Raw genomic sequence first — 20,061 nt, 5'->3', positions numbered from 1 at the left:
GACATCCTCGCCCCGTCCTCATCGTCGTTCTCGGCCCCAGCCGGCCCCTGCCAGAGTCTGGACCCTACCCGATGCCGGCAGCTTCGCACGCATCAGCGTAGGCGGGGGTGCAGATGTCGTCGACGCTCCAGAATCCGTCGGCGACGACGGTGTCCATGATGTCGTCGATCGTCACCGCGACGGGGTCCAGCAGCGTGGCCGGAGTCCCCTCGATCTCGAGGGGCGCGGTCACCTCCTCGCCGTGCAGCAGCTTGACGGCGACCTCGGCTGCGAGCTCCGCCTGCGGCTTGATCGCCTTGTAGACGGTCATGTACTGGTCGCCGGTGAGGATCCGCTGGATCGCCGAGAGCTCGGCATCCTGTCCGGTCACGATCGGGAGCGGATCGACGTTCGCGACCCGAAGCGCCGCGATCGCACCGCCGGCGGTGGCGTCGTTCGCGGCATAGACGCCGGCGATCGCGCCGCCGTGCTGCGCGATCTGGCCCGACACCCACTCCTGCGCCTTCTCGGGGCTCCAGCCCGGGGTGTCGTACTCGGCGAGCACGCGCAACCCGCTGTCGTCGATGATGCTGTGGGCGCCGCGCTTGAACAGCGCCGCGTTGCTGTCCGTCGGCGAGCCGTTGACCATGAGGATCCCGCTGCCGTCCTCCGTCGCGCGCATCCCCTCGACGAAGGCCGTCGCCTGCAGCACGCCGACCTTCTCGTTGTCGAATGAGATGTAGTAAGCCAGGTCGCCGCCGGCGATCAGGCGGTCGTAGGAGACGACGGGCACTCCCTTGGCGTTGGCCGAGTTCACGATGCTCACGGCGGCGTTCGCGTCGACCGGATCCAGAACCAGCACCCCCGCACCCGAGGTGAGGGCGGATTCCGCCTGCTGCTGCTGCTTCGCGGCATCCTGATCGGCGTTGGCGTACAGCACGTCGTAGTCTCCGAGCTCGGCCACGCGAGCTTCGAACAGCGGCCGGTCGAAGGTCTCGTAGCGCGCGGTCTTCGCGTCGGGCAGAAGCAGCGCGATGGTGTCGTCGGCGGGCGTGCCCTCCCCGGCTCCCGGATCCCCCGTACAGGCGGACAGGGTCGCCGCGGCGACCAGGAGGATGCCGGCAGCCGCCGCCGCGCGGTGCCCGACCGGGCGCCGCCGCGGCCGATCGTGTCGGGTGCGGGACATCGGACGAGCCTATGCGGTGATGGGGAGCGTCGACGCCGCCGGGAGCTGGGCGCTGACCGTGACGTGGTCGAGGGCGATCGCGATGGCCCCGCGTGTCTCCGCCCACTCGCCGAAGGAGGCGCCGACGATCTCGGGCAGGCCGTCGGCGGACGGCAGGGCGGTGCGCTCGAGCGAGTGCCGCATCGGCGCCATCAGGATCTCACCCGCCTGCCCCAGCTCGCCTCCGACGACGATGACCTCGGGATCGAAGAGGTTGCAGAGGCTCGCGGCCGCGATGCCGATATGGCGTCCGGCATCGGCGATGACCCGCCGTGCGGCGCCGTCGCCGGCCTCTGCGGCCTGGAGCAGGTCGCCCAGACGGTGCATGCCCTCGCTCGACGGGAAGAGCGACAGCAGCGCAGGCCCGCCCGCGTAGGTCTCGAGGCAGCCGCGGTTGCTGCAGCGGCAGATGGGGCCGTTCTCGTCGAGCGTGACGTGCCCGATCTGGCCCGCCTTGCCGTTGACGCCGCGGAACAGGTCGCCCCCGACCACGAGTCCGGCGCTGATGGTGTGGCCGACGCGGATGAAGACGGAGGACGCGGCGGCGCGACCGTTGCCCTCGCGGGCCTCGGCGAGACCGCCGAGGTTCGCCTCGCTGTCGACGTAGACGGGGCGGCCGATGCGCATCGAGAGGCTCTCGGCGACGTCGACGCCCTCCCAGCCGCGCAGCAGGCCCGGAGTGGACACCATGCCGGTGCGCGGGTCGATGGGCGCAGGGAGCGCCAGGCCCACCGCGAGGAGGTCGGTGAGCGACCCGCCGAGCGACTCCATCATGTCGCCGAGCAGCAGTGCGAGGCGGTCGAGCTCGGAGTCGTGGCGGTGGTCGAGGGGGAGGGGGAGTGAGGACTGCGTGACGATCGTGCGCGCGGTGTCGGCGATCGCGATGTGCAGGTGCCGCGAGCTGTAGTGGACGCCGGCGACGAGGCCGAGCCGGCGAGCGAGCGACACGAGGGTCGCGCGGCGACCGCTGCTCGTGGTGAAAGACGTGTGGAGCAGGCCCGAGGCCGTCAGCTCCTTGACGATGTTCGAGACCGTGGCGGGGGAGAGTCCCGTGCTGCCGGCGAGCTCGATCTGCGTGAGGCGGCCGTGGCGCTTGAGGGACTCGACGACGCGCGCGCGATTGGCCTCGCGCAGCGAGGTCTGCGAGCCCGGCGGAGCTTGACGGCGTGCCACAGCTCACACTGTATCCCACGTGCGATTTCCCAGATCGGCCGAGGGATCGCCGGTCTGCGGGCGAGCCCTCGGCCGCCGCCGCGTTCAGCGCGGGGCTCCTCGAGTTCCTCGCGCGCATCGGCTGACGCACGCGCTCCGGCGCAAGACGCTACTCGCGCAGGCGCACCAGTCGCTCGTGCCCGGTCTCCTCGAGCTCGGCGATCGACTCGCGAGCCTTCACGAAGTCGTTGAACGACCGGTAGCCCAAGGCCTTCTCGCTGAAGGACGGGTCCATCCGCCGCATGTGCGTCTTCACCGCCGAGCTGTGCAGCCATTCGGAGTCGTCGTTCTTGTCGTGGCCGAGGCGCAGGGCGCGCTCCAGCAGGCGGGTGGCCGTCTCCTGCGGGTCCTCGGCAGGCTCCTCGACGGGCTGCACCGGCTCCGGAGCGGGTGGCTCGACGCTCGCGGCCACGGTCTTCGACGACGCACGACGGTTCCCGCGCTTCGGAGGCGCCGTGGTCTCGAGCGCCTCGTTGAGCGCCGCCTCGATCTCGACGCTCGAACGGGCCTCGGCGGTCGCGGCCGTGGCCTCGGCCGGCGCGTCGGGCGTGACGGCATCCGTCGTCGAAGGAGTCTCCGCCGGCACGGACTTCGCCGCTCCGCGACGGCCTCCCGACCGCGCCGCCGTGCCGTTGGCCGCCACGCTCGCCGCCGTCTCCTTCGGCTTGGTCGCACGGCCCGAGGCGGCCTTCGACGGCGCCTTCTCGGCGGCCTTCTCTGCGGCCTTGTCCGGCGTCTTCGCCGCCCGCGCGGGCTCGCGGGACACGCGGGGGACGCCGGGCAGCGAGTCGTACGCCTCGAACTCGTCGCACGCCGCGGCGAGCGACTTGGCCGTCGATCCTGCGACACCGACTCCTACCACGTAGCGGCCGAGCCGCTTGCACCGCTGCGCGAGGGGGACGTAGTCCGAGTCGCCGGCCACGATCACGACGTGCGTGAGGTCGGGCAGCCGGAACATGTCCTCGACGGCGTCCACCGCGAGACGGATGTCGGCTCCGTTCTTGGCGTACGCGGCGGCCGGGAAGAGCTGGACGAGATCGACCGCGCGCGCGACCAGCTGCGAACGGTAGATGGCGTTGACGGGCGCCGACCAGTCCGCGTACGCGCGGGTGAGCACGAGCGTGCCGAACGAGGCCGCGAAGTCGATGATGGCGCCGACGTCGATGGTGGCCGCGGCGAGCCGCTCGGCGATCTCGGGATCGGCGGGGTTCTCGGCGATGCGCTGACGGTCGCGGGAGTACGAGTTGCGGCCGTGGACGCGGTCGTACCAGGACATCACGATGTTGTCGAAGTCGAGGTACACCGCGACGCGGGGATTCTGCAGGTCGGGCATGTCACTCCTCACCGGGGTAGCGCACGCCCACGAGCGTGCGGATCTCATCGAGCGTGGCCATGATCGCGACGGTCTCGTCGATCGGCAGGATGTCGGAATCCGTGCGGCCCTCGGCGAGGTATCGCCCGGCCGCCAGCGCCTGGTACTGCATCCCGCGCCCCTCGATGTCGGAGCGGAATTCCTCGCGCACCGTGCCGTCCGGCCCCACGAGGCGGAAGGAGGTCGCCGTGTACCAGACGCGGTCGATGTCGATGCGGACGTCCGTGCCGATCACCGACGCGGTGTTCGGCCCTGCGCCGCGCGAAGCCGACAGCGACGTCGACAGCGCGCCGTTGGCGTGCGCCATGATCGTCGCCACCTCGGTGTCGGACCCGGCGTCGCCGAGTCGGGCGGACGCGAGGATCGACACCGGCTCGCCGAGCATGTCCCACGCGAACGACACCGGGTAGATGCCGAGGTCGAGCAGTGCGCCGCCGCCCAGCTCGAGCGCGTTGATCCGGTGCGCGGGGTCGGACGACAGCAGCTGGGTGTGATCCGCGGTGACCGCGCGGATCTCGCCGAGCGCGCCGGAGGCCACGAGCTCGCGGATGCGGACCATATGCGGCAGATATCGCGTCCACATGGCCTCCATGGCGAGGAGCCCGCGGTCGGCGGCGGCGTCGCGGACCGCCGCCGCTTCGTCGGCGTTCAGCGTGAACGGCTTCTCGACGAGCACGTGCTTTCCGGCCTCCAGCGCCAGCAGGGCGTTGGAGGCGTGCATCGGGTGCGGCGTCGCGATGTAGACGATGTCGACGTCGGGGTCGGCGACCAGGTCCTCGTACGACCCGTGCGCGTGCGGGATGGAGAAGTCGGAGGCGAACGCTTCCGCGGTCTCGCGGCGACGGGATCCGACGGCGGTGACGTCGAGGCCGGCGGTGCGCAGATCGCTGGTGAACGCGCGCGCGATGCCGCCCGGTCCGAGGATGCCCCAGCGGGGTGAGGACGGTGAGGTCATGACTCGAGGCTAGTGGCGCGACGGCGCACTCGCCGGGTCGACTAGCTCGGGACGCTCTCCGCCAGCCGGGGGCGGTCGGCCGAGTCGCCGATCCGCTCGAGCGCGCGGGCCAGGTCGTCCACGATGTCGCGCGCGTCCTCCAGGCCGATCGACAGGCGCACGGTGGTCGGACCGATGTGCGCCTCCGCGAGCTGGGTGCGCGACATGTGGCTGTGGGTCATCGAGGCCGGGTGGGCGACGAGACTGCGCGCGTCGCCGATGTTGGCGACGAGCCGGATCACCTGCAGGCGCGAGATGAACTCCTCGACGAGGCGGAAGTCGGCCTCGTCGTCGCCGGTCGTGCGGAGGTCGAACGCGAAGACCGAACTCACCCCGTGCGGCAGATAGGCCTGGGCCTGGGCGTGCCACGGGCTGGTCTCGAGCCCCGGGTGGTGCACCCGCGCGACCGCCGGGTTCGTGTCGAGGAAGCGCGCGACTGCGAGGGCGCTCTCGGTGTGGCGCTGCATGCGGAGGTCGAGCGTCTCGAGCCCCTGCAGCAGCTGGAAGGCGTTGAACGCCGACAAGGACGGCCCCAGGTCGTGCACGTACTTGGTCTTCACGAGCGCGATGTACGGCGATCCGGTCTCGCCGAAGCGCTCGACGAGGCTGCCGTCCGGGACGCGGCGGTAGGTCTGCGTGAGCTGGGGCCAGCGCTCGGGCTGGGCAGTGAAATCGAATGTGCCGAGGTCGACGACGACGCCGCCCAGCGACGTGCCGTGGCCGCCGAGGAACTTCGTCGCCGAATGGACGACGATGTCGGCGCCGAAGTCCTTGGCGCGCTGCAGGTACGGCGTCGCGACGGTGTTGTCGATCACGAGCGGCACGCCGGCGTCACGGGCGACGGCCGCGACGGCGCCGAGGTCGAGCACCTGAGCGATGGGGTTCGAGATCGACTCGGCGAAGAGCGCCCGGGTGGTGGAGCGCACAGCGGCCGACCAGGCGTCGATGTCGTCCTGGTCGACGAAGGTGACCTCGATGCCCCAGTCGGCGAACGTGTCCTGCAGCAGGTCGACGGTGCCGCCGTACAGCTGCCGCGCCGCGACGATGTGCTCACCCTGCTTGGCGAGGGCGAGGAGAGCCACCGCGACGGCCGCCTGGCCCGAGGCGACACCCGCGGCGCCGATGCCGCCCTCGAGCTCGGCGACGCGGCGCTCGAACACGAGCACGGTGGGGTTGGCGGCGCGACTGTAGATGTTGCCGTCCTTGCGCAGCGCGAAGAGATCACGTGCCTCCGCGAGCGAGCGGAACTCGAAGCCGTTCGACTGGTGGATGGCCGGAACGGCGGTGTTCTCGGCCACGCTGGAATCGAACCCGGCCTGCACCTGGGCCGTCGCGAACGAGCGAGGGGCGGCCGGGCGAGGCGGCAGGTCGTTGTCGGTGGCACGAGGCATGCTGACCATTGTCGAGCCGAGGGGGTGGCGCCCGTGCGTCGTGTGTCGAACTGTTGCGCCGGCCGCGCCGACGCTGGCCGGCGGCGGTAGGCCGCGCGCGGGCGAGAATGGACGGGTGCCGCAGCTGATCAGCCCCGCAGAACTCGACCGCCTTGTCCGCTCCGGCGCCGTCCGCGTGCTCGACGTCCGCTACCGGCTCGACCGCCCGGACGGCAGCGCCGACCACCTCGACGGCCACGTGCCCGGCGCCGTCTACGTCGACATGGAGACGGAGCTCTCCCGGCACGGTCGGCCCGAGGACGGCCGCCACCCGTTGCCGGCCACCGAGGATCTGCAGGCGGCGGCGCGTCGTTGGGGCGTCCACGACGGCGACACGATCGTGATCTACGACGACGACCGGGCGCTCGGCGCATCGCGTGCGTGGTGGCTGCTGACCCGCTCGGGCGTCGTCGATGTGCGCCTCCTCGACGGCGGGCTTCGTGCGTGGGTCGCCGCCGGCCTGCCGTTGGAGACCGGGCCCGTGGTCCCCGAGCCGGGGGACGTGTCGCTGGCTCACATCGTCGAGCCGGTGCTCTCGATCGACGAGGCGGCGGCGCTCCCGGCCTCCGGCGTGCTCATCGACGTGCGCGCCGCCGAGCGCTACCGCGGCGAGGTCGAGCCGGTCGACCCGATCCCGGGACACATTCCGGGCGCGGTGAACCTTCCGACGACCGCCTATATGGACGGCGAGCGGTTCCGGGATGCCGCGAGCCTGCGCGCGCTGTTCGGCGGCGTCGGCGTCGCCGAGGGCGTGACCGCGGCGGCATACTGCGGGTCGGGGGTCACGGCCGCCCAGGCGGCGTTCGCCGCCGAGCTCGCGGGGCTGCGGCTCGGCATCTACCCGGGCTCGTGGAGCCAGTGGTCGAACATGCCCGGCCGCCCGATCGCCACCGGCGCTGCGCCGGCCGAGGTCACCGCCACCGTGTGACCGCGGTCAGGGCACCAGGGTGATCTTGCCGTCGACGCCCGCCTCGATCGCGCGATGCGCGTCGGCGGCGTCGGCCAGCGCGAACGACGGTCCCAGCTCCACCGAGAAGCGCTCCGCGGCCATCAGGGCGATCGCCACCGCCACCGCCTCGGTGCGCCACCGCTGCTGCTGCGCGGTGAGTGGCAGCGGAGACCCGCCCGAGAAGGCACGGATGCCGAGGCCCGCGGCATCCCGCCCCCGCACCAGCGTCGCGACCCGCTGCCGGTCGGGCGCGAGTTCGATGGACGTCTGCAGCGCTTCGTCGGTGCCGGCCGCGTCGATCGCGACCGTCACGCCGTGCGGCGCGACCTCGCGCACCCGGTCGGCCAGACCGTCGCCGTAGGTGACCGGGATGGCGCCGAGCGCGCGCACGCGGTCGAACCGGCGCTCGGACGACGTCGCGATCACCGTGGCGCCCCACAGCACCGCGAACTGGATGAGCGCCTGGCCGACGGCACCGGATCCGCCATGGACCAACAGCGTGTCGCCGTTTCCGACACCGAGGGATCGCAGCGCCTGATACGCGGTGCCGACGGGGATGCCGAGTGCGGCGCCCTCTGCGGCGCTCACGTGCGGCGGACGCACGAAGACCCGGTCGGCGGCGACGACCACCTCGGTCGCGTAGGCGCCGGAGGCGCCCGCGAAGACGACCGGGTCGCCGAGGCGGAATCCGTCCACGTCGTCGCCGACGGCGATCACGACGCCCGCGCCGTCGCCGCCGACGCGGCGTGGCGCGGTGATCTCGCCCGACGGGCGGGCGCCGGAGCGCAGCTTCGCATCGATCGGGTTCACGCCGGCCGCCGTGACGCGGATCGCGACCTCGCCGGCGTCCGGCGCCCGCTCGGGCACGGGGATCTCGTGCAGCACCTCGGGGCCGCCGAACTCGGTGTACGCGATCGCAGTGGTCATGGCGGGGCCAACTCCTGTCGTCGAGGCGGGTATTCCCGCACGGGCTCTGCTGTCGAGTGTCTAGCCGCGCAGGGCCCGCTGCATCCGCTGCAGCGACACGGGCTCCGCCGTGCCGAGGGACTGCGCGAACAGGCTCACACGGTACTCCTCGAGAAGCCAGCGTGCGTGGACCAGCGACAGCGGGGCGTCATCCGGCGGCGGGATGGTGCCGCCGGCCTCGGCGAAGACGGTCGCAGCGCGCTCGAACTCCGTCATCCGCTGCCGGTCGCGACCGGGATTGTCGGCCAGCGTGCGCACGCGGTCGAGCGCCCCGCGGAGGTAACGCGGGAGGTGTGCGAGGCGTGCTGTGCCCGTGCGCGACACGAAGCCGGGGAACACCAGTCCGGCGAGTTGGCCCTTCACGTCGTTCAGGGCGCCGAGGAGGGTCAGCGAGTTGCCGTCGCGCATCGCCTTCTCGACCTCGCGCGCAGCGGTGAGGATCCGCGCGGTCAACGACACGGTCTGGAAGAGCTCGTCCACGACCGCTCCCGAGAGCGCGTCGCGCACCGCCTCGAAGCCCGCGCGCGTGCGCACCAGCCCGTCGGGGGCGGTGCGGGCGATCACGGCATCCGCCACCGCCACGCGGCAGTCCTCGATCAGTGCCTTCGCCGACGGATAGGGGGATGCCGCGAGGGCGAGCTTCTCGGCGGACGTGAGGTGCTCGAGCACGTACGCCGTGGGCGAGGCGACCGAGAGCAGCACGAGCCGTCGTACGCCCGCCCGTGTGGCGCGCGCCGCTGCCTCGGGGGTGGTCTCGATACGCAGGGCTACCGAGGCGTTCTCGTCCACGATGGCGGGATAGCCGCGCACGACGCCGCCGGCGACCTTCGTGTCGACGACCTCGGGGAGGTCGCCGAACGTCCAGTCGGTGAGACCGGTCTGCTCGATGAACGCGGACTCGGGGGGCGCTGCGGCGCCCGGCGTGCCCGTCGAGCGCGGTGCGGGCACGCCCGCCGCTCGCGCGGGGGCGGATGCCGGTGTCGATGCGCTCAGCGAGCGCGAGACCGAAGCTCGCGCGCGGTCGGCGAGACGCGCCTGCAGCGTCGTGAGGTCGCGGTCCGAGCCGACGGCGCGCCCGCGCTCGTCGACGGCGCGGAACGAGACCTGCAGGTGGCCGGGCACGCGCTCCATCTCGAAGTCCGCGGCGCTCACCGGCTGGCTCGCGACACGCTGGATGCGCGCAGCGAGCGCCTCGCGCAGCCCCACCGGCGGCAGTCCGGCGTGCGACTCCGGCCCCTGCCCGGCGAGGTCGGCCGAGAAGGTGGCCGCCCAGTCCGCGGCGGGCACCACGTGGCGGCGGATGGACTTCGGCAGCGACCGCAGCAGCGCGGTGATGAGCTCGTCGCGCATGCCGGGCACCTGCCAGTCGAACCCGTCCGGCCGCAGTTGCGCGAGCAGCGCGAGCGGCACGACCGCGGTCACGCCGTCGTCGGCGGCGCCGGGCTCGAAGCGATACGCGAGCGAGAGCACCTGGTCGCCCTGCGTCCACCGTGCCGGGAAGTCCCGCTCGTCGCCCCGGGACGCCTCGTCGACGAGGTCGGCCTCGGTCATGTCGAGCAGGCGCGGCGTGCGGACAGAGGTCTCCCGCCACCAGGCCTCGAAGGAGCGCGCGTCGAACACGTCTCGGGGGATCCGTGCGTCGTAGAAGCGGTAGACGGCCTCGTCGCCCACCAGGATGTCGCGGCGCCGCTCCCGCTCCTCGATCTTCTCGAGGCGGCGACGCAGTTCGAGGTTGCGCCGCTCGAACGCGGTGAGCCGCTTGTCGAGGTGCGTCGCGTCCCACTCGCCCTCGACCAGCGCATGGCGCAGGAACAGCTCACGTGCGAACGGCCGGTCGAACCGGGCCAGCTGTACGCGCCGCTTCGGAACGATCTCCAGCCCGAACAGCGTGACCTTCTCGTAGGCGGATGCCGCCCCCGACGCCTTGGACCAGTGCGGCTCGCTCAGCGACCGCTTGGCGAGATCGCCCGCCAGCGGCTCGGCCCACTCCGGATCGATCGCCGCGACGGTGCGCGCGAACAGCCGGCTGGTCTCGACGACCTCGGCGGCCATCACGGCGCTCGGGCGCTTCTTCTTGAGGCCGGAGCCCGGGAAGATCGCGAAGCGCGTGCCGCGCGCGCCCACGTACTCGGCGCCGCGACGCTGCTCGGCGCGCTCCGAGCGATCGCCCGATCGGCCCCGTGCGGCGGCGCCCGTCGTGCGCTCGTCGAGGATCCCGAGCTGCGACAGCAGGCCCGAGAGGATCGCCTTGTGGACTTCGTCGGCATCGGCGGCGCCGGGCGCCGTCTTGCGGGGCGCGTTCACGAGTGTGCTCAGCTGCCGATGCACATCGGCCCACTCCCGCACGCGCACGTAGTTGAGGTGCTCGGAGCGGCACAGCCGCCGGAACGCGCTCGAGCCGAGCTCCGACTGCTTCTCCTGCAGGTGGTTCCACAGGTTCAGGAGGCTGAGGAAGTCGCTGGACGGATCGGTGAACCGCGCATGCAGGCGGTCCGCCTCCTCCCGACGGTCTTCGGGCCGCTCCCGCACGTCCTGGATCGACAGCCCCGCGACGATCGCCAGCACGTCGCGCAGGACGCCGGTGCGGCGGGCCTCGACGAGCATGCGGGCGAAGCGCGGGTCGATCGGCAGCCGCGCGATCTCGCGCCCGAGGTCGGTGAGCGTGGGGTGTCCGCGGTCGTCGCGGGCGCCGCTTCCCGCGCGTTCCGGCAGGCGCACGGCCCCGAGTTCGACGAGCAGGTCGAACGCCGCCTTCACGCCGCGCGAGTCTGGCGGGGTGAGGAACGGGAACGACGAGATGTCGCCGAACCCGAGCGAGAGCATCTGCAGGATCACCGAGGCCAGGCTCGTGCGCAGGATCTCGGGCTCGGTGAACTCGGGGCGGCTGTCGAAGTCCTCCTCCGAGTAGAGCCGGATCGCGATGCCGTCGCTGGTGCGCCCTGCTCGGCCGGAGCGCTGCTGCGCGGAGGCCTGCGACACGGCTTCGATAGGCAGGCGCTGCACCTTGCTGCGGTTGCTGTAGCGCGAGATGCGGGCGGTGCCGGTGTCGACGACGTACCGGATGCCCGGCACCGTGAGGCTCGTCTCGGCCACGTTGGTCGCGAGGATGACGCGACGACGGATGCCGGCGACCTGCGACCGCTCGAACACCCGGTGCTGCTCGGCCGCCGACAGCCGACCGTACAGGGGCAGGACTTCGGTCGGCGCGGCATCCTTGGCGTACATGCCCCGCACGGCATCCGCGGCGTCGCGGATCTCGGCCTCGCCGGGGAGGAAAACGAGGACGTCGCCCGCAGCCTCGCGGTCGAGTTCCCGCAGTGCCGAGGTGATGCCGTCGACGTCGTCGGATTCGTCCGCGTCCTTCGCGGCGCGCGCCGGCGGGCGGTAGCGGATCTCGACCGGGTAGGTGCGTCCCGACACCTCGATGATCGGCGCGGCGGTGCCGTCGGGCTGGGCGAAGTGCTCGGCGAAGCTCTGCGGATCGATCGTCGCGCTGGTGATGACCACCTTGAGATCGGGGCGCTTCGGCAGGATCCGTCGCAGGTAGCCGAGCAGGAAGTCCACGTTGAGCGAGCGCTCGTGCGCCTCGTCGACGATGATCATGTCGTACCGGCGCAGCAGCCGGTCGCGGTGGATCTCGTTGAGCAGGATGCCGTCGGTCAGCAGCGCGATGCGCGTGTCCTCGGACACCTTGTCGGTGAAGCGCACCTTGTAGCCGACGGTGGAGCCGAGGGGCACCTGGAGCTCCTCGGCGATGCGCTCGGCGATGGTCCGGGCCGCGATCCGGCGCGGCTGCGTGTGGGCGATGCGCGTGCGACCCAGTTCCAGCGCGATCTTGGGGAGTTGCGTCGTCTTGCCGGAGCCGGTGGCGCCCGCGACGATGACGACCTGGTGGTCGCGGATCGCGCGCGCGATCTCGTCGCGCGCGGCGCTGACGGGGAGCTCCGGCGGGTACGAGATGACGGCTTCGGGCGCGGACATAGCCTTCGATCGTATCCCGTGTCGCGGCCTGCTCCGCCTGCGGGTCGCCGGATCGCGTGACGAAAGGCCTTGATCTGCAAACAACTTTGCAGTACAAAGTTCTCATGATCACCTCGGCGAGCACGCTCGCATCGCCGCCCCCTTTTGGGTGCCGCTCCGATCGCGGTGCGCTCGTGTGGGGCATCGGGCTCCCAGCCCTGCGCGTGCTGCTCGTCGCGGCGGCGTGCACGCTGGCATGGCTGCTGCTGACCGCGTGGGCGGGGCCCGCGGCCTTCCCGCCACCGCCCCTTGTGGCGGCGGTGGCGATGCTGCCGGTCAACGTCGTGTGCCTGCTGCTGGTGGTGCGCCGCCTCCGCGCCACCGGCACGAGTGCTGCGGCGCTGATCGGCTACCGGCGCGGACGCCTCGGCCGCGACATCCTGTGGGGCCTGTTGTGGCTGGCGGTGCTGTACGTGCCGTTCGTGGGGGCCATCATGCTCGTCATGTGGGCTCTGCACGGTGCCGGCATGTTCACGGCGTTCGAGACGGTCTTCTTCGACCCGGAAGCGATCCCGCCGCTGTCGCCCGGTGGCGCGGCGGTGCTCGCGATCCTCGCCGTGCTGACCTTCGCACCGTTGAACGCACCGACGGAGGAGCTCGTCTATCGCGGGTCGGCGCCGCGGGATCTCGGGAGCCGGATGCCGCTTCCCGCCGCGATCCTCATCTCGTCGGCGTTCTTCGGCCTGCAGCACGTCTGGTACGCACCTACGCCCGACGCCGTCATGGTCTACGCCTGCGCGTTCTTCGTCTGGGGCATCGGCTCCGGCATCATCGCCTGGCGTCAGGGGCGGCTGCTGCCGCTCATCATCGCCCACGGCCTGGTGAACCTGCTGTCGACGCTCCCGGCGCTCGCCGTGCCCTTCCTTCTCGCGAACGGAATCCGATGAACACCCCCGGCATCCCCGACCTGCCCGATCCCGCCGACGACGACGCGCCCCGCGACGCGGCCGCGATGCTCGATCTGGTCCGCAGCCAGCAGGACCGCGTCACCCGCCGGCTCGCCGCGGAGGTGCCGCTCATACTTCTCGCGTGGGGGATCGCCTGGTTCGTCGGATTCGGGCTGCTGTGGCTGATCGACGGGGCGAAGCCCGCCGCCGGCGTGCCGCTGCCGGTCGCGGTCACCGTCTTCATCGTGCTGATGGCCGGGGCCCTCGTCGCGACCGCGATCCTGGGCATCCGCAGCGGTCGGGGCATCCGCGCATCGGCGGGAGCCGCGTTCACCGGGGCCGTTTACGGCTGGAGCTGGACGATCGCCTTCATCGCGATGTTCGTCTTCGGCACCGCGCTCGTGCGCAACGGCATGCCGCCCGAGCTCGCGAACATTTACTACCCGACCGCGTCCACGCTGCTGGTGGGACTCCTCTACTTCGTCGGCGGCGGGATCTGGCACGCCAAGCCGCTGCTGTGGCTCGGCGGCTGGATCATGGTCGTCGCCCTCGTCGCGTCGTTCTTCGGGTACCCGACGCATTACCTGGTCTTCTCGATCGCGGGCGGCGGCGTCTTCCTCGTCGGCGCCCTCGTCGCCTGGCTGTGGATCCGCCGATGACCGAGCTCGACCCCGTGATCCACGCCGCGGCGCGCCTGCGGATCACCGCGACCCTCGCGACGCTGGACCCTGGCGAGAGCATCGCGTTCCCGCGCCTGCAGGAGCTGCTCGACATGACCGCCGGCAACCTCTCGACGCACGTCCGCAAGCTCGAGGACGCCGGCTACGTCGCGGTCGAGAAGACCCATCGCGGGCGCACGCCCGTCACCTATCTCGCGCTGACCAAGCAGGGCCGTCGCGCGTTCGAGGACTACACCGACGCCCTGCGCTCCGTACTGGGGGAACGGCCATGAACCTCGCCCGCTTCGACCACGTCACACGCCGCTACGACGACGTGGTCGCCGTCGACGACGTCACCCTCGACCTCGAGCCCGGCGTGCTCGTCGGGCTCCTCGGCCCCAACGGCGCCGGGAAGACGACGCTGCTGTCGCTCCTGCAGGGGCTGCGCACGCCGACGTCGGGGACCGTCACGCTGTTCGGCGGGGACCCGCGCGATGCCCACAGACGGCGGTTGCTCGGCTCCACCCCGCAGGAGACCGCGCTTCCCGAGACGCTGCGGGTGCGCGAGGTCATCGACTACGTCGGCGGGCACTTCGGCGATCGTGTGCCGACCGCAGAACTCGCGGCCGAGTTCGGACTCGACGAACTGCTGCGGCGGCAGTGCGGCTCGCTGTCGGGCGGTCAGAAACGCCGACTCGCGGTGGGGCTGGCATTCGTCGGGCGCCCGCGACTGGTGCTGCTGGACGAGCCCACCACGGGGCTGGACGTCGACGGACGGCGTGCGCTGTGGGAGGCGATCCGCCGACAGCATCGGGTCGGCGCGACCGTCGTCGTCACGAGCCACTACCTGGAAGAGATCGAGGCGCTGGCCGAACGGGTGGTCGTGATCGGAGACGGCGCCGTGATCGCCGACGACACCGTCGCGCGCATCCTCGCCCGGGTCGGCGTCAGTCAGGTGCGGCTGCGCACGCCCGAGCCCGACCGGCTCGCGGCGCTCCCCGGGATCGCGCACCGGGAGAGAGCCGACGACCGCGAGGTGCTGACCGTCTCGGACGCCGACACGTTCGTCCGCGCGCTCGTCGGCAGCGGCATCGACTTCCACGAACTGGCCGTGCGAGGAGCGTCTCTCGAGGAGGCCTTCCTCGCTCTCACGGCACGCACGCCGGGGCGGGCCTCCGACGCGCTCGGCCTGGAGAGGGCATCATGACCGCGCACGCCGAGACCGTCCCGTCCGTCGCGCAGCTCACGCTGCTGCACGCCCGCTTCGGGCTCATCGAGACGTTCCGTGTGCCGATCGCGGTGATCGGAACGCTCGTCTTCCCCGCCCTCGCCCTGCTGTTCTTCGTGGTGCCTCAGCGCGCAGTCGCCGACAGTCCCGAGTACGCCACGCAGGCGGTGATCTCGCTGTCGGTGTTCGCCGTCATGTCCAATGCGCTGTTCTCGTTCGGGCTGACGATCTCGGAGAACCGCGAGAAGCCGTGGGACCCGTACCTGCGCACGCTCCCGGCACCCGGCGTCGCCCGCGTGTTCGCGCAGATCCTCTCGACCGGTCTGCTGGGCCTCGTCGCGATCATTCCGCTGATCGTCGTCGGCGGTATCTTCACCGCCGCCGAGGCGCCGGTCCTGCGCGTGCTCGCGGGGCTCATGGCGCTCGCCGTCTCGGCGCTGCCCTTCATGCTCATCGGCACCGCGATCGGCTACGCCCTTCCCTTCAAGGCGGCGATCGCCGTCATCCAGATCGTGATGTTCGGGCTCGCCTTCATCGGCGGCCTGTTCCTGCCGCCGATCCTGTTCGCGGGCTGGCTCGACGCGATCTCGAAGTTCACGCCGTCGCGTCAGGCGCGGGAGCTGGTGATCTGGGCCGTGCAGGGCGGTTCGCTCGAGTGGTGGGTGTGGGTCGGGGTCCTCGCGTGGACGACGCTCTCGCTCGCGGCAGCGCTCGTGCTGTTCCGTCGCGACGAAGGGCGCCGGTACCGCTGACCGCTCCGCCGCGCGCGGTGCGTCCTAGGCTGGGAGCATGACAGTTCCCACCGTGACCCTCAACGACGGCAACTCCATCCCGCAGCTCGGGTACGGCGTCTTCAAGGTGCCGCCGGCCGACACCGAACGGGCCGTCTCCGAGGCGCTCGAGGTCGGCTACCGCCACATCGACACCGCCGCGATCTACGGCAACGAAGAGGGCGTCGGCGCGGCGATCGCGGCGAGCGGCATCCCGCGCGACGAGCTGTTCATCACGACGAAGCTCTGGAACGACCGCCACGACGGCGACGAGCCGAACACCGCGATCGCCGAGAGCCTCGAGCGACTCGGCCTCGAGCAGGTCGACCTCTACCTCGTCCACTGGCCCACTCCGGCCCGCGACAACTACCTGCACGCATGGGAGAAGCTCATCGAGCTGCGCAGCGCCGGGCTCACCCGCAGCATCGGCGTCTCGAACCACCTCGTGCCGCACCTGGAGAAGATCGTCTCGGCCACGGGCGTCGCCCCGGCGGTGAACCAGATCGAGCTGCACCCCGCCCACCAGCAACGCGACGTCACCGCATGGGCGGCGGCGCACGACGTGAAGATCGAGTCGTGGGGTCCGCTCGGACAGGGAAAGTACGACCTGTTCGGCGCCGGGCCCGTGGCGGCCGCTGCCGAGGCGCACGGCAAGACGCCCGCGCAGGCGGTGCTGCGCTGGCACCTCCAGAAGGGCTTCATCGTCTTCCCCAAGTCGGTGCGCCGCGAGCGCCTGGAGGAGAACCTCGATGTGTTCGACTTCGAGCTCACCGCCGACGAGATGGCGGCGATCGACGCGATGGACTCGGGCGACGGCACGGGTCGCGTCAGCGCGCACCCCGACGAGGTGAACTGACCGCTCACGAGCGGGAGGAGCGGATGCCGTGAACCCACGCCTCGCGGAAGCGACGAGCCCGTACCTGAGAGCCCACGCGGGCAACCCGGTCGCGTGGTTTCCGTGGGGTGAGGAGGCGTTCGCCGAGGCGCGGCGCCGCGACGTGCCGGTCATGGTGTCGATCGGCTATTCGACGTGCCACTGGTGCCATGTGATGGCGCGGGAGTCCTTCGAGGATGCCGCGACCGCCGCGGTCCTCGACGCCGGCTTCGTGTCGATCAAGGTCGACCGCGAAGAGCATCCGGAGGTCGACGCGGCGTACATGGCCGCGGCATCCGCGTTCAGCCCGAGCCTCGGATGGCCGCTCACGGTGTTCGCCACACCCGACGGGCGCCCCTTCTACGCCGGCACGTACTTTCCTCCCGAGCCCCGAGCGGGCATCCCCGCCTTCCGGCAGGTGCTCGCCGCCGTGCAGGAGGCATGGGCCGAGCGGCGCGACCAGATCGATGAGACCGCGGCTGCCGTCGCCGGCGCCCTCGCCGAGGTGCGCGATGCGTCACCGGCCACGGACGCGGTCGTTCCCGCCGCCGAGGATCTCGCGCGCGCCGCGCACGCGCTCGCGGCCCGCGAGGATCCGCGCCACGGCGGTTTCGGCGACCCCGCCTCGAACGCGCCCAAGTTCCCGGTGGCCACGGCACTGCGGTTCCTGCAGACCCGCGTCGTGCGCGAGCAGGCGGCAGCGGCCTCCGGCGTCGCCGATCGAGCGCTCGCCACCATGGCCTCATCGCCGCTGCGCGACCCCGTCGAGGGCGGGTTCTTCCGCTACGCCACGCGTCCCGACTGGACCGTTCCGCACTACGAGCGCATGCTGACCGACAACGCCCAGCTGCTCGACGTGGCAATGGACGCGTCACCGGCCCGGCACGATGTCGCGCGCGGCATCGCCGGATTGCTCATCGACGTGCTGCAGCAGCCGAGCGGCGGGTTCGGCGCTGCACAGGACTCCGAGTCCTGGATCGACGGGGCACGCAGCGAGGGAGGCTACTACGCCCGCGACGCCGCCGGCCGTGCGCCGCTCGAGCCGCCTGCGGTGGACGGCAAGGTGGTGAGCGGGTGGAACGGCCTGGCCATCGGCGCTCTCTCCCGTGCCGGCTTCCGCCTCGACGAAGCGTCCTGGATCGAGGCGGCGCGCTGGGCCGCTGACGCCGTCCTCGAGTCGAACGTCACGCCGGACGGCCGGGTGCTCCGGGCATCGCTGGACGAGGTGCCGTCGCGCGCCCACGCGACGCTCGCCGACCATGGGCAGCTCGCTTCCGGGCTCCTGGCCCTGGCGTCGGCCACCGGCGAGATCGCGTACGCGACGCGCGCCCGCGACCTCGTCGACGCCTGCGTGGGATCCGACGGTCGCGTCGTGGTGCCGGGCGGCGGAGACCCCGTGCTCACCCGGCAGGGGATCGGGGCACCGGATGCCGCTTCGGACGCCGACGAGCCCTCCGGCGCCGCAGCGCTCGCGGAGGCCGCAGCGATGCTGTGGGTGCTCGGAGCGGGAGAGCAGTACCGCTCCCTCGCAGAGCGTCTCGTCGCGACGCACGCGTCGGCCGCGCTCGCGCAGCCGCTCGCGTACGGCGCCCTGCTGCGTGTGGCCACCACTCTCGCCGCCGCGCCCCGGCAGGTCGTGGTGGTGACGGACGACACCGGCGCGGCGATCGCGAGCGCGGCTCGCGGCATCCGTGCCGACGTCGTGAGCATCGTGTCGCCCCAGCAGACGACCGACTGGGCCGACGCCGGTTTCGGGCTGTTCGCCGACAAGGCCGTGCGCGAGGGACTGCCCACCGCCTACGACTGCCGCGACTTCGCGTGCCGGCTGCCGGTCACCGACCCGGCCGGGCTGCAGCCGTGAGCGGTGACGCGGTCAGACCCAGCTGTCCAGCCACATGTGCAGGTGCCAGAAGTCGTACGGCACGTCGACCGCGGCGATGATGGGGTACCAGAAGGCCGACAGCGCGAGGGCGACCGCGAGGAACACGAGCACCAGGCGCTGGCCGGTGAGCCGGCGGTAGGAGTCTGCCGTCGGAGAACCGGCGATGTCCTTGAGCGCGAACGTGAGCGCCAGGAGCATGAACGGCAGGATGAGCACCGTGTAGAACTGGAACACCGTGCGCTCGGGCAGGAACAGCCAAGGCACGTAGGTGACGGCGACACCGGTGAGCACGAGCGCGTACCGCCAGTCGCGAACCACCACGAAGCGGTACGCCAGGTACAGGACGGCAGCCACGCCGGCGTACCAGATGAGCGGGTTCGGCATCGTGGAGATGACCTCGACGCAGCCGCTGGAGGCGCCGCATCCGTTCACGCCGAGTGCATCGTGGTGGTAGTAGACGCCGGTCGGGCGCATCAGCAGCGGCCACTGCCAGGCCGGGCTCGCGTACGCGTGGCCAGAGGTGATGCCGGCCGTCGAGGTGTACATCGCCACGTGGTAGAGCCACAGGCTCTCGAGCGCATTGCTTCCGGCATGCCGGTCGTAGCCGCCGTCGGTGACCAGCCAGCCGGTCCACGACGCCAGGTACACGAGAACGGCGACGGGCACGAACAGCACGAACGTGACGAGTCCCTGGCGCACGGCATCCGTCGGCCAGAACAGCACGCCCGCACGCCGACGCGCGAGCGCATCGGTCACCACCAGGTAGACGCCGAGCCCGGCGAGCACCCACGCGCCCGACCACTTCACGGCGCTCGCCGCGCCGAGGGCCGCGCCCGCCGCGATGAGCCACGGGCGGTTCCACAGCACGGGTCCCCACGACGGAGCCTCGTCGCCGTCGAACCGGGCGGCCACCGACTCGGCGATCCGCGTCATCGTCCGCTCCCGATCACGCAGCAGGAACAGGAAGGCGAGCAGCACGAAGAACGTCAGAGCGGTGTCGAGCAGCGCGACGCGGCTCATCGAGATCGCGAGTCCGTCCACCGCCATGAGCAGGCCCGCCACCACCGCGAAGGTGGTCGATCGCGTCAGGCGCTTCGCGATCAGCATCAGCAGGAGCACGGAGGCGATGCCGAGGAGCGCGGTCGTGATGCGCCATCCCCACCCCGACTCGGGGCCGAGCGCCATCATGCCCAGCGCGATGATCCACTTGCCGAGCGGCGGATGGACGACGAACGACGGGTTCGTCGAGAAGATGTTCACATCGCCCGACAGGAACCGCTCGTTCGCGCCGCCGGGCCAGGATCCCTCGTACCCAAGGTTGAGCAGCGTCCACGCGTCCTTGACGTAGTACGTCTCGTCGAACTGGTTCATCAGGTCGTGCGCGGCGGCGAGGTTCCACAGGCGCAGGACAGCGGCGATGACGAGGACGACGGCCGGTCCGAGCCACGCGTAGAGGCGCCGGGCGCGCGCATCCCCGCTCAGGCGGCGCGCGAAGCGGTCGTACAGGCTCGGACGTGCCGGAGGAAGGAGGGGCGCGGCGGGCGGGTCGGCGCTGTGCTGGTCGGCACTGGGCTGGTCGACCGCGGGCCGCGGGGCATCCGTCACCCGGCAAGT

16 protein-coding genes are annotated in these 20,061 nt (G+C 71.9%); 8 read left to right on the top strand and 8 right to left on the bottom strand.

Annotation, left to right across the window (positions count from 1 at the left end; translation table 11 throughout):
• Positions 1-64 precede the first annotated feature (64 nt).
• The 5 genes from Q9R08_RS18505 to Q9R08_RS18485 form a co-directional block, all read right to left on the bottom strand.
• On the bottom strand, positions 65-1,165 hold the full coding sequence (locus tag Q9R08_RS18505; protein ID WP_308869645.1) for a sugar ABC transporter substrate-binding protein: 1,101 nt from the start codon (positions 1,163-1,165) through the stop codon (positions 65-67).
• A 9-nt stretch (positions 1,166-1,174) separates the two neighbouring features.
• Positions 1,175-2,377 carry an ROK family transcriptional regulator gene (locus Q9R08_RS18500; protein ID WP_308869644.1) on the bottom strand — a complete coding sequence of 401 codons (1,203 nt, stop codon included), beginning with the start codon at positions 2,375-2,377 and terminating at the stop codon, positions 1,175-1,177.
• Positions 2,378-2,525: 148 nt separating this feature from the next.
• A complete protein-coding gene (locus Q9R08_RS18495) occupies positions 2,526-3,749 on the bottom strand; it encodes an NYN domain-containing protein (RefSeq protein ID WP_308869643.1) in 1,224 nt (407 codons plus the stop codon).
• Between the two features lies 1 nt (position 3,750).
• Positions 3,751-4,743, bottom strand: a complete 993-nt coding sequence (locus Q9R08_RS18490) for a Gfo/Idh/MocA family protein (protein ID WP_308869642.1) — start codon at positions 4,741-4,743, stop codon at positions 3,751-3,753.
• A gap of 41 nt (positions 4,744-4,784) precedes the next feature.
• Positions 4,785-6,173 (bottom strand): O-acetylhomoserine aminocarboxypropyltransferase/cysteine synthase family protein, encoded by a 1,389-nt coding sequence (locus Q9R08_RS18485; protein ID WP_308869641.1) that lies wholly within the window; start codon positions 6,171-6,173, stop codon positions 4,785-4,787.
• Positions 6,174-6,288: 115 nt separating this feature from the next.
• Here Q9R08_RS18485 and Q9R08_RS18480 point away from each other — a divergent pair, with 115 nt between their 5' ends.
• The gene (locus Q9R08_RS18480; RefSeq protein WP_308869640.1) at positions 6,289-7,140 is read left to right on the top strand and encodes a sulfurtransferase; all 852 of its coding nucleotides are present in this window, start codon (positions 6,289-6,291) and stop codon (positions 7,138-7,140) included.
• A gap of 6 nt (positions 7,141-7,146) precedes the next feature.
• On the opposite strand, the gene Q9R08_RS18475 is transcribed toward Q9R08_RS18480, so the two are convergent.
• Together Q9R08_RS18475 and hrpA are read right to left on the bottom strand one after the other, a co-directional pair.
• On the bottom strand, positions 7,147-8,088 hold the full coding sequence (locus Q9R08_RS18475) for a quinone oxidoreductase family protein (protein ID WP_308869639.1): 942 nt from the start codon (positions 8,086-8,088) through the stop codon (positions 7,147-7,149).
• Between the two features lie 60 nt (positions 8,089-8,148).
• Positions 8,149-12,108: an ATP-dependent RNA helicase HrpA gene (gene hrpA, locus Q9R08_RS18470; protein WP_308869638.1), complete on the bottom strand. Its 3,960-nt coding sequence runs from the start codon at positions 12,106-12,108 to the stop codon at positions 8,149-8,151.
• Positions 12,109-12,212: 104 nt separating this feature from the next.
• Between hrpA and Q9R08_RS18465 the strand changes: the two genes are divergently transcribed.
• The 7 genes from Q9R08_RS18465 to Q9R08_RS18435 are packed head-to-tail and all read left to right on the top strand — an operon-like array spanning position 12,213 to position 18,426.
• A complete protein-coding gene (locus tag Q9R08_RS18465) occupies positions 12,213-13,034 on the top strand; it encodes a CPBP family intramembrane glutamic endopeptidase (RefSeq protein ID WP_308869637.1) in 822 nt (273 codons plus the stop codon).
• Positions 13,031-13,693, top strand: a complete 663-nt coding sequence (locus Q9R08_RS18460; RefSeq protein ID WP_308869636.1) for a hypothetical protein — start codon at positions 13,031-13,033, stop codon at positions 13,691-13,693. The genes Q9R08_RS18465 and Q9R08_RS18460 overlap by 4 nt, the downstream gene beginning before the upstream one ends.
• The gene (locus Q9R08_RS18455; RefSeq protein WP_194413531.1) at positions 13,690-13,986 is read left to right on the top strand and encodes a transcriptional regulator; all 297 of its coding nucleotides are present in this window, start codon (positions 13,690-13,692) and stop codon (positions 13,984-13,986) included. Before Q9R08_RS18460 ends, Q9R08_RS18455 begins: the two co-directional genes overlap by 4 nt.
• Positions 13,983-14,900, top strand: coding sequence for an ABC transporter ATP-binding protein (locus tag Q9R08_RS18450; RefSeq protein WP_308869635.1), 918 nt, complete (start codon positions 13,983-13,985; stop codon positions 14,898-14,900). The genes Q9R08_RS18455 and Q9R08_RS18450 overlap by 4 nt, the downstream gene beginning before the upstream one ends.
• The gene (locus Q9R08_RS18445) at positions 14,897-15,673 is read left to right on the top strand and encodes an ABC transporter permease (protein WP_308869634.1); all 777 of its coding nucleotides are present in this window, start codon (positions 14,897-14,899) and stop codon (positions 15,671-15,673) included. Before Q9R08_RS18450 ends, Q9R08_RS18445 begins: the two co-directional genes overlap by 4 nt.
• A 37-nt stretch (positions 15,674-15,710) precedes the next feature.
• A complete protein-coding gene (locus Q9R08_RS18440; RefSeq protein WP_308869633.1) occupies positions 15,711-16,547 on the top strand; it encodes an aldo/keto reductase in 837 nt (278 codons plus the stop codon).
• A 28-nt stretch (positions 16,548-16,575) separates the two neighbouring features.
• Positions 16,576-18,426, top strand: coding sequence for a thioredoxin domain-containing protein (locus tag Q9R08_RS18435; RefSeq protein WP_308869632.1), 1,851 nt, complete (start codon positions 16,576-16,578; stop codon positions 18,424-18,426).
• A 12-nt stretch (positions 18,427-18,438) separates the two neighbouring features.
• Here Q9R08_RS18435 and Q9R08_RS18430 read toward each other — a convergent pair whose 3' ends face one another.
• Positions 18,439-20,052 carry a dolichyl-phosphate-mannose--protein mannosyltransferase gene (locus Q9R08_RS18430; protein ID WP_308869631.1) on the bottom strand — a complete coding sequence of 538 codons (1,614 nt, stop codon included), beginning with the start codon at positions 20,050-20,052 and terminating at the stop codon, positions 18,439-18,441.
• Positions 20,053-20,061: the final 9 nt, after the last annotated feature.

Source organism: Microbacterium psychrotolerans, from assembly GCF_031085295.1.
Classification (GTDB): domain Bacteria; phylum Actinomycetota; class Actinomycetes; order Actinomycetales; family Microbacteriaceae; genus Microbacterium; species Microbacterium psychrotolerans.
The sequence above is the reverse complement of the archived record's forward strand: the minus strand, read 5'-3'. Positions and strand labels throughout refer to the sequence as shown.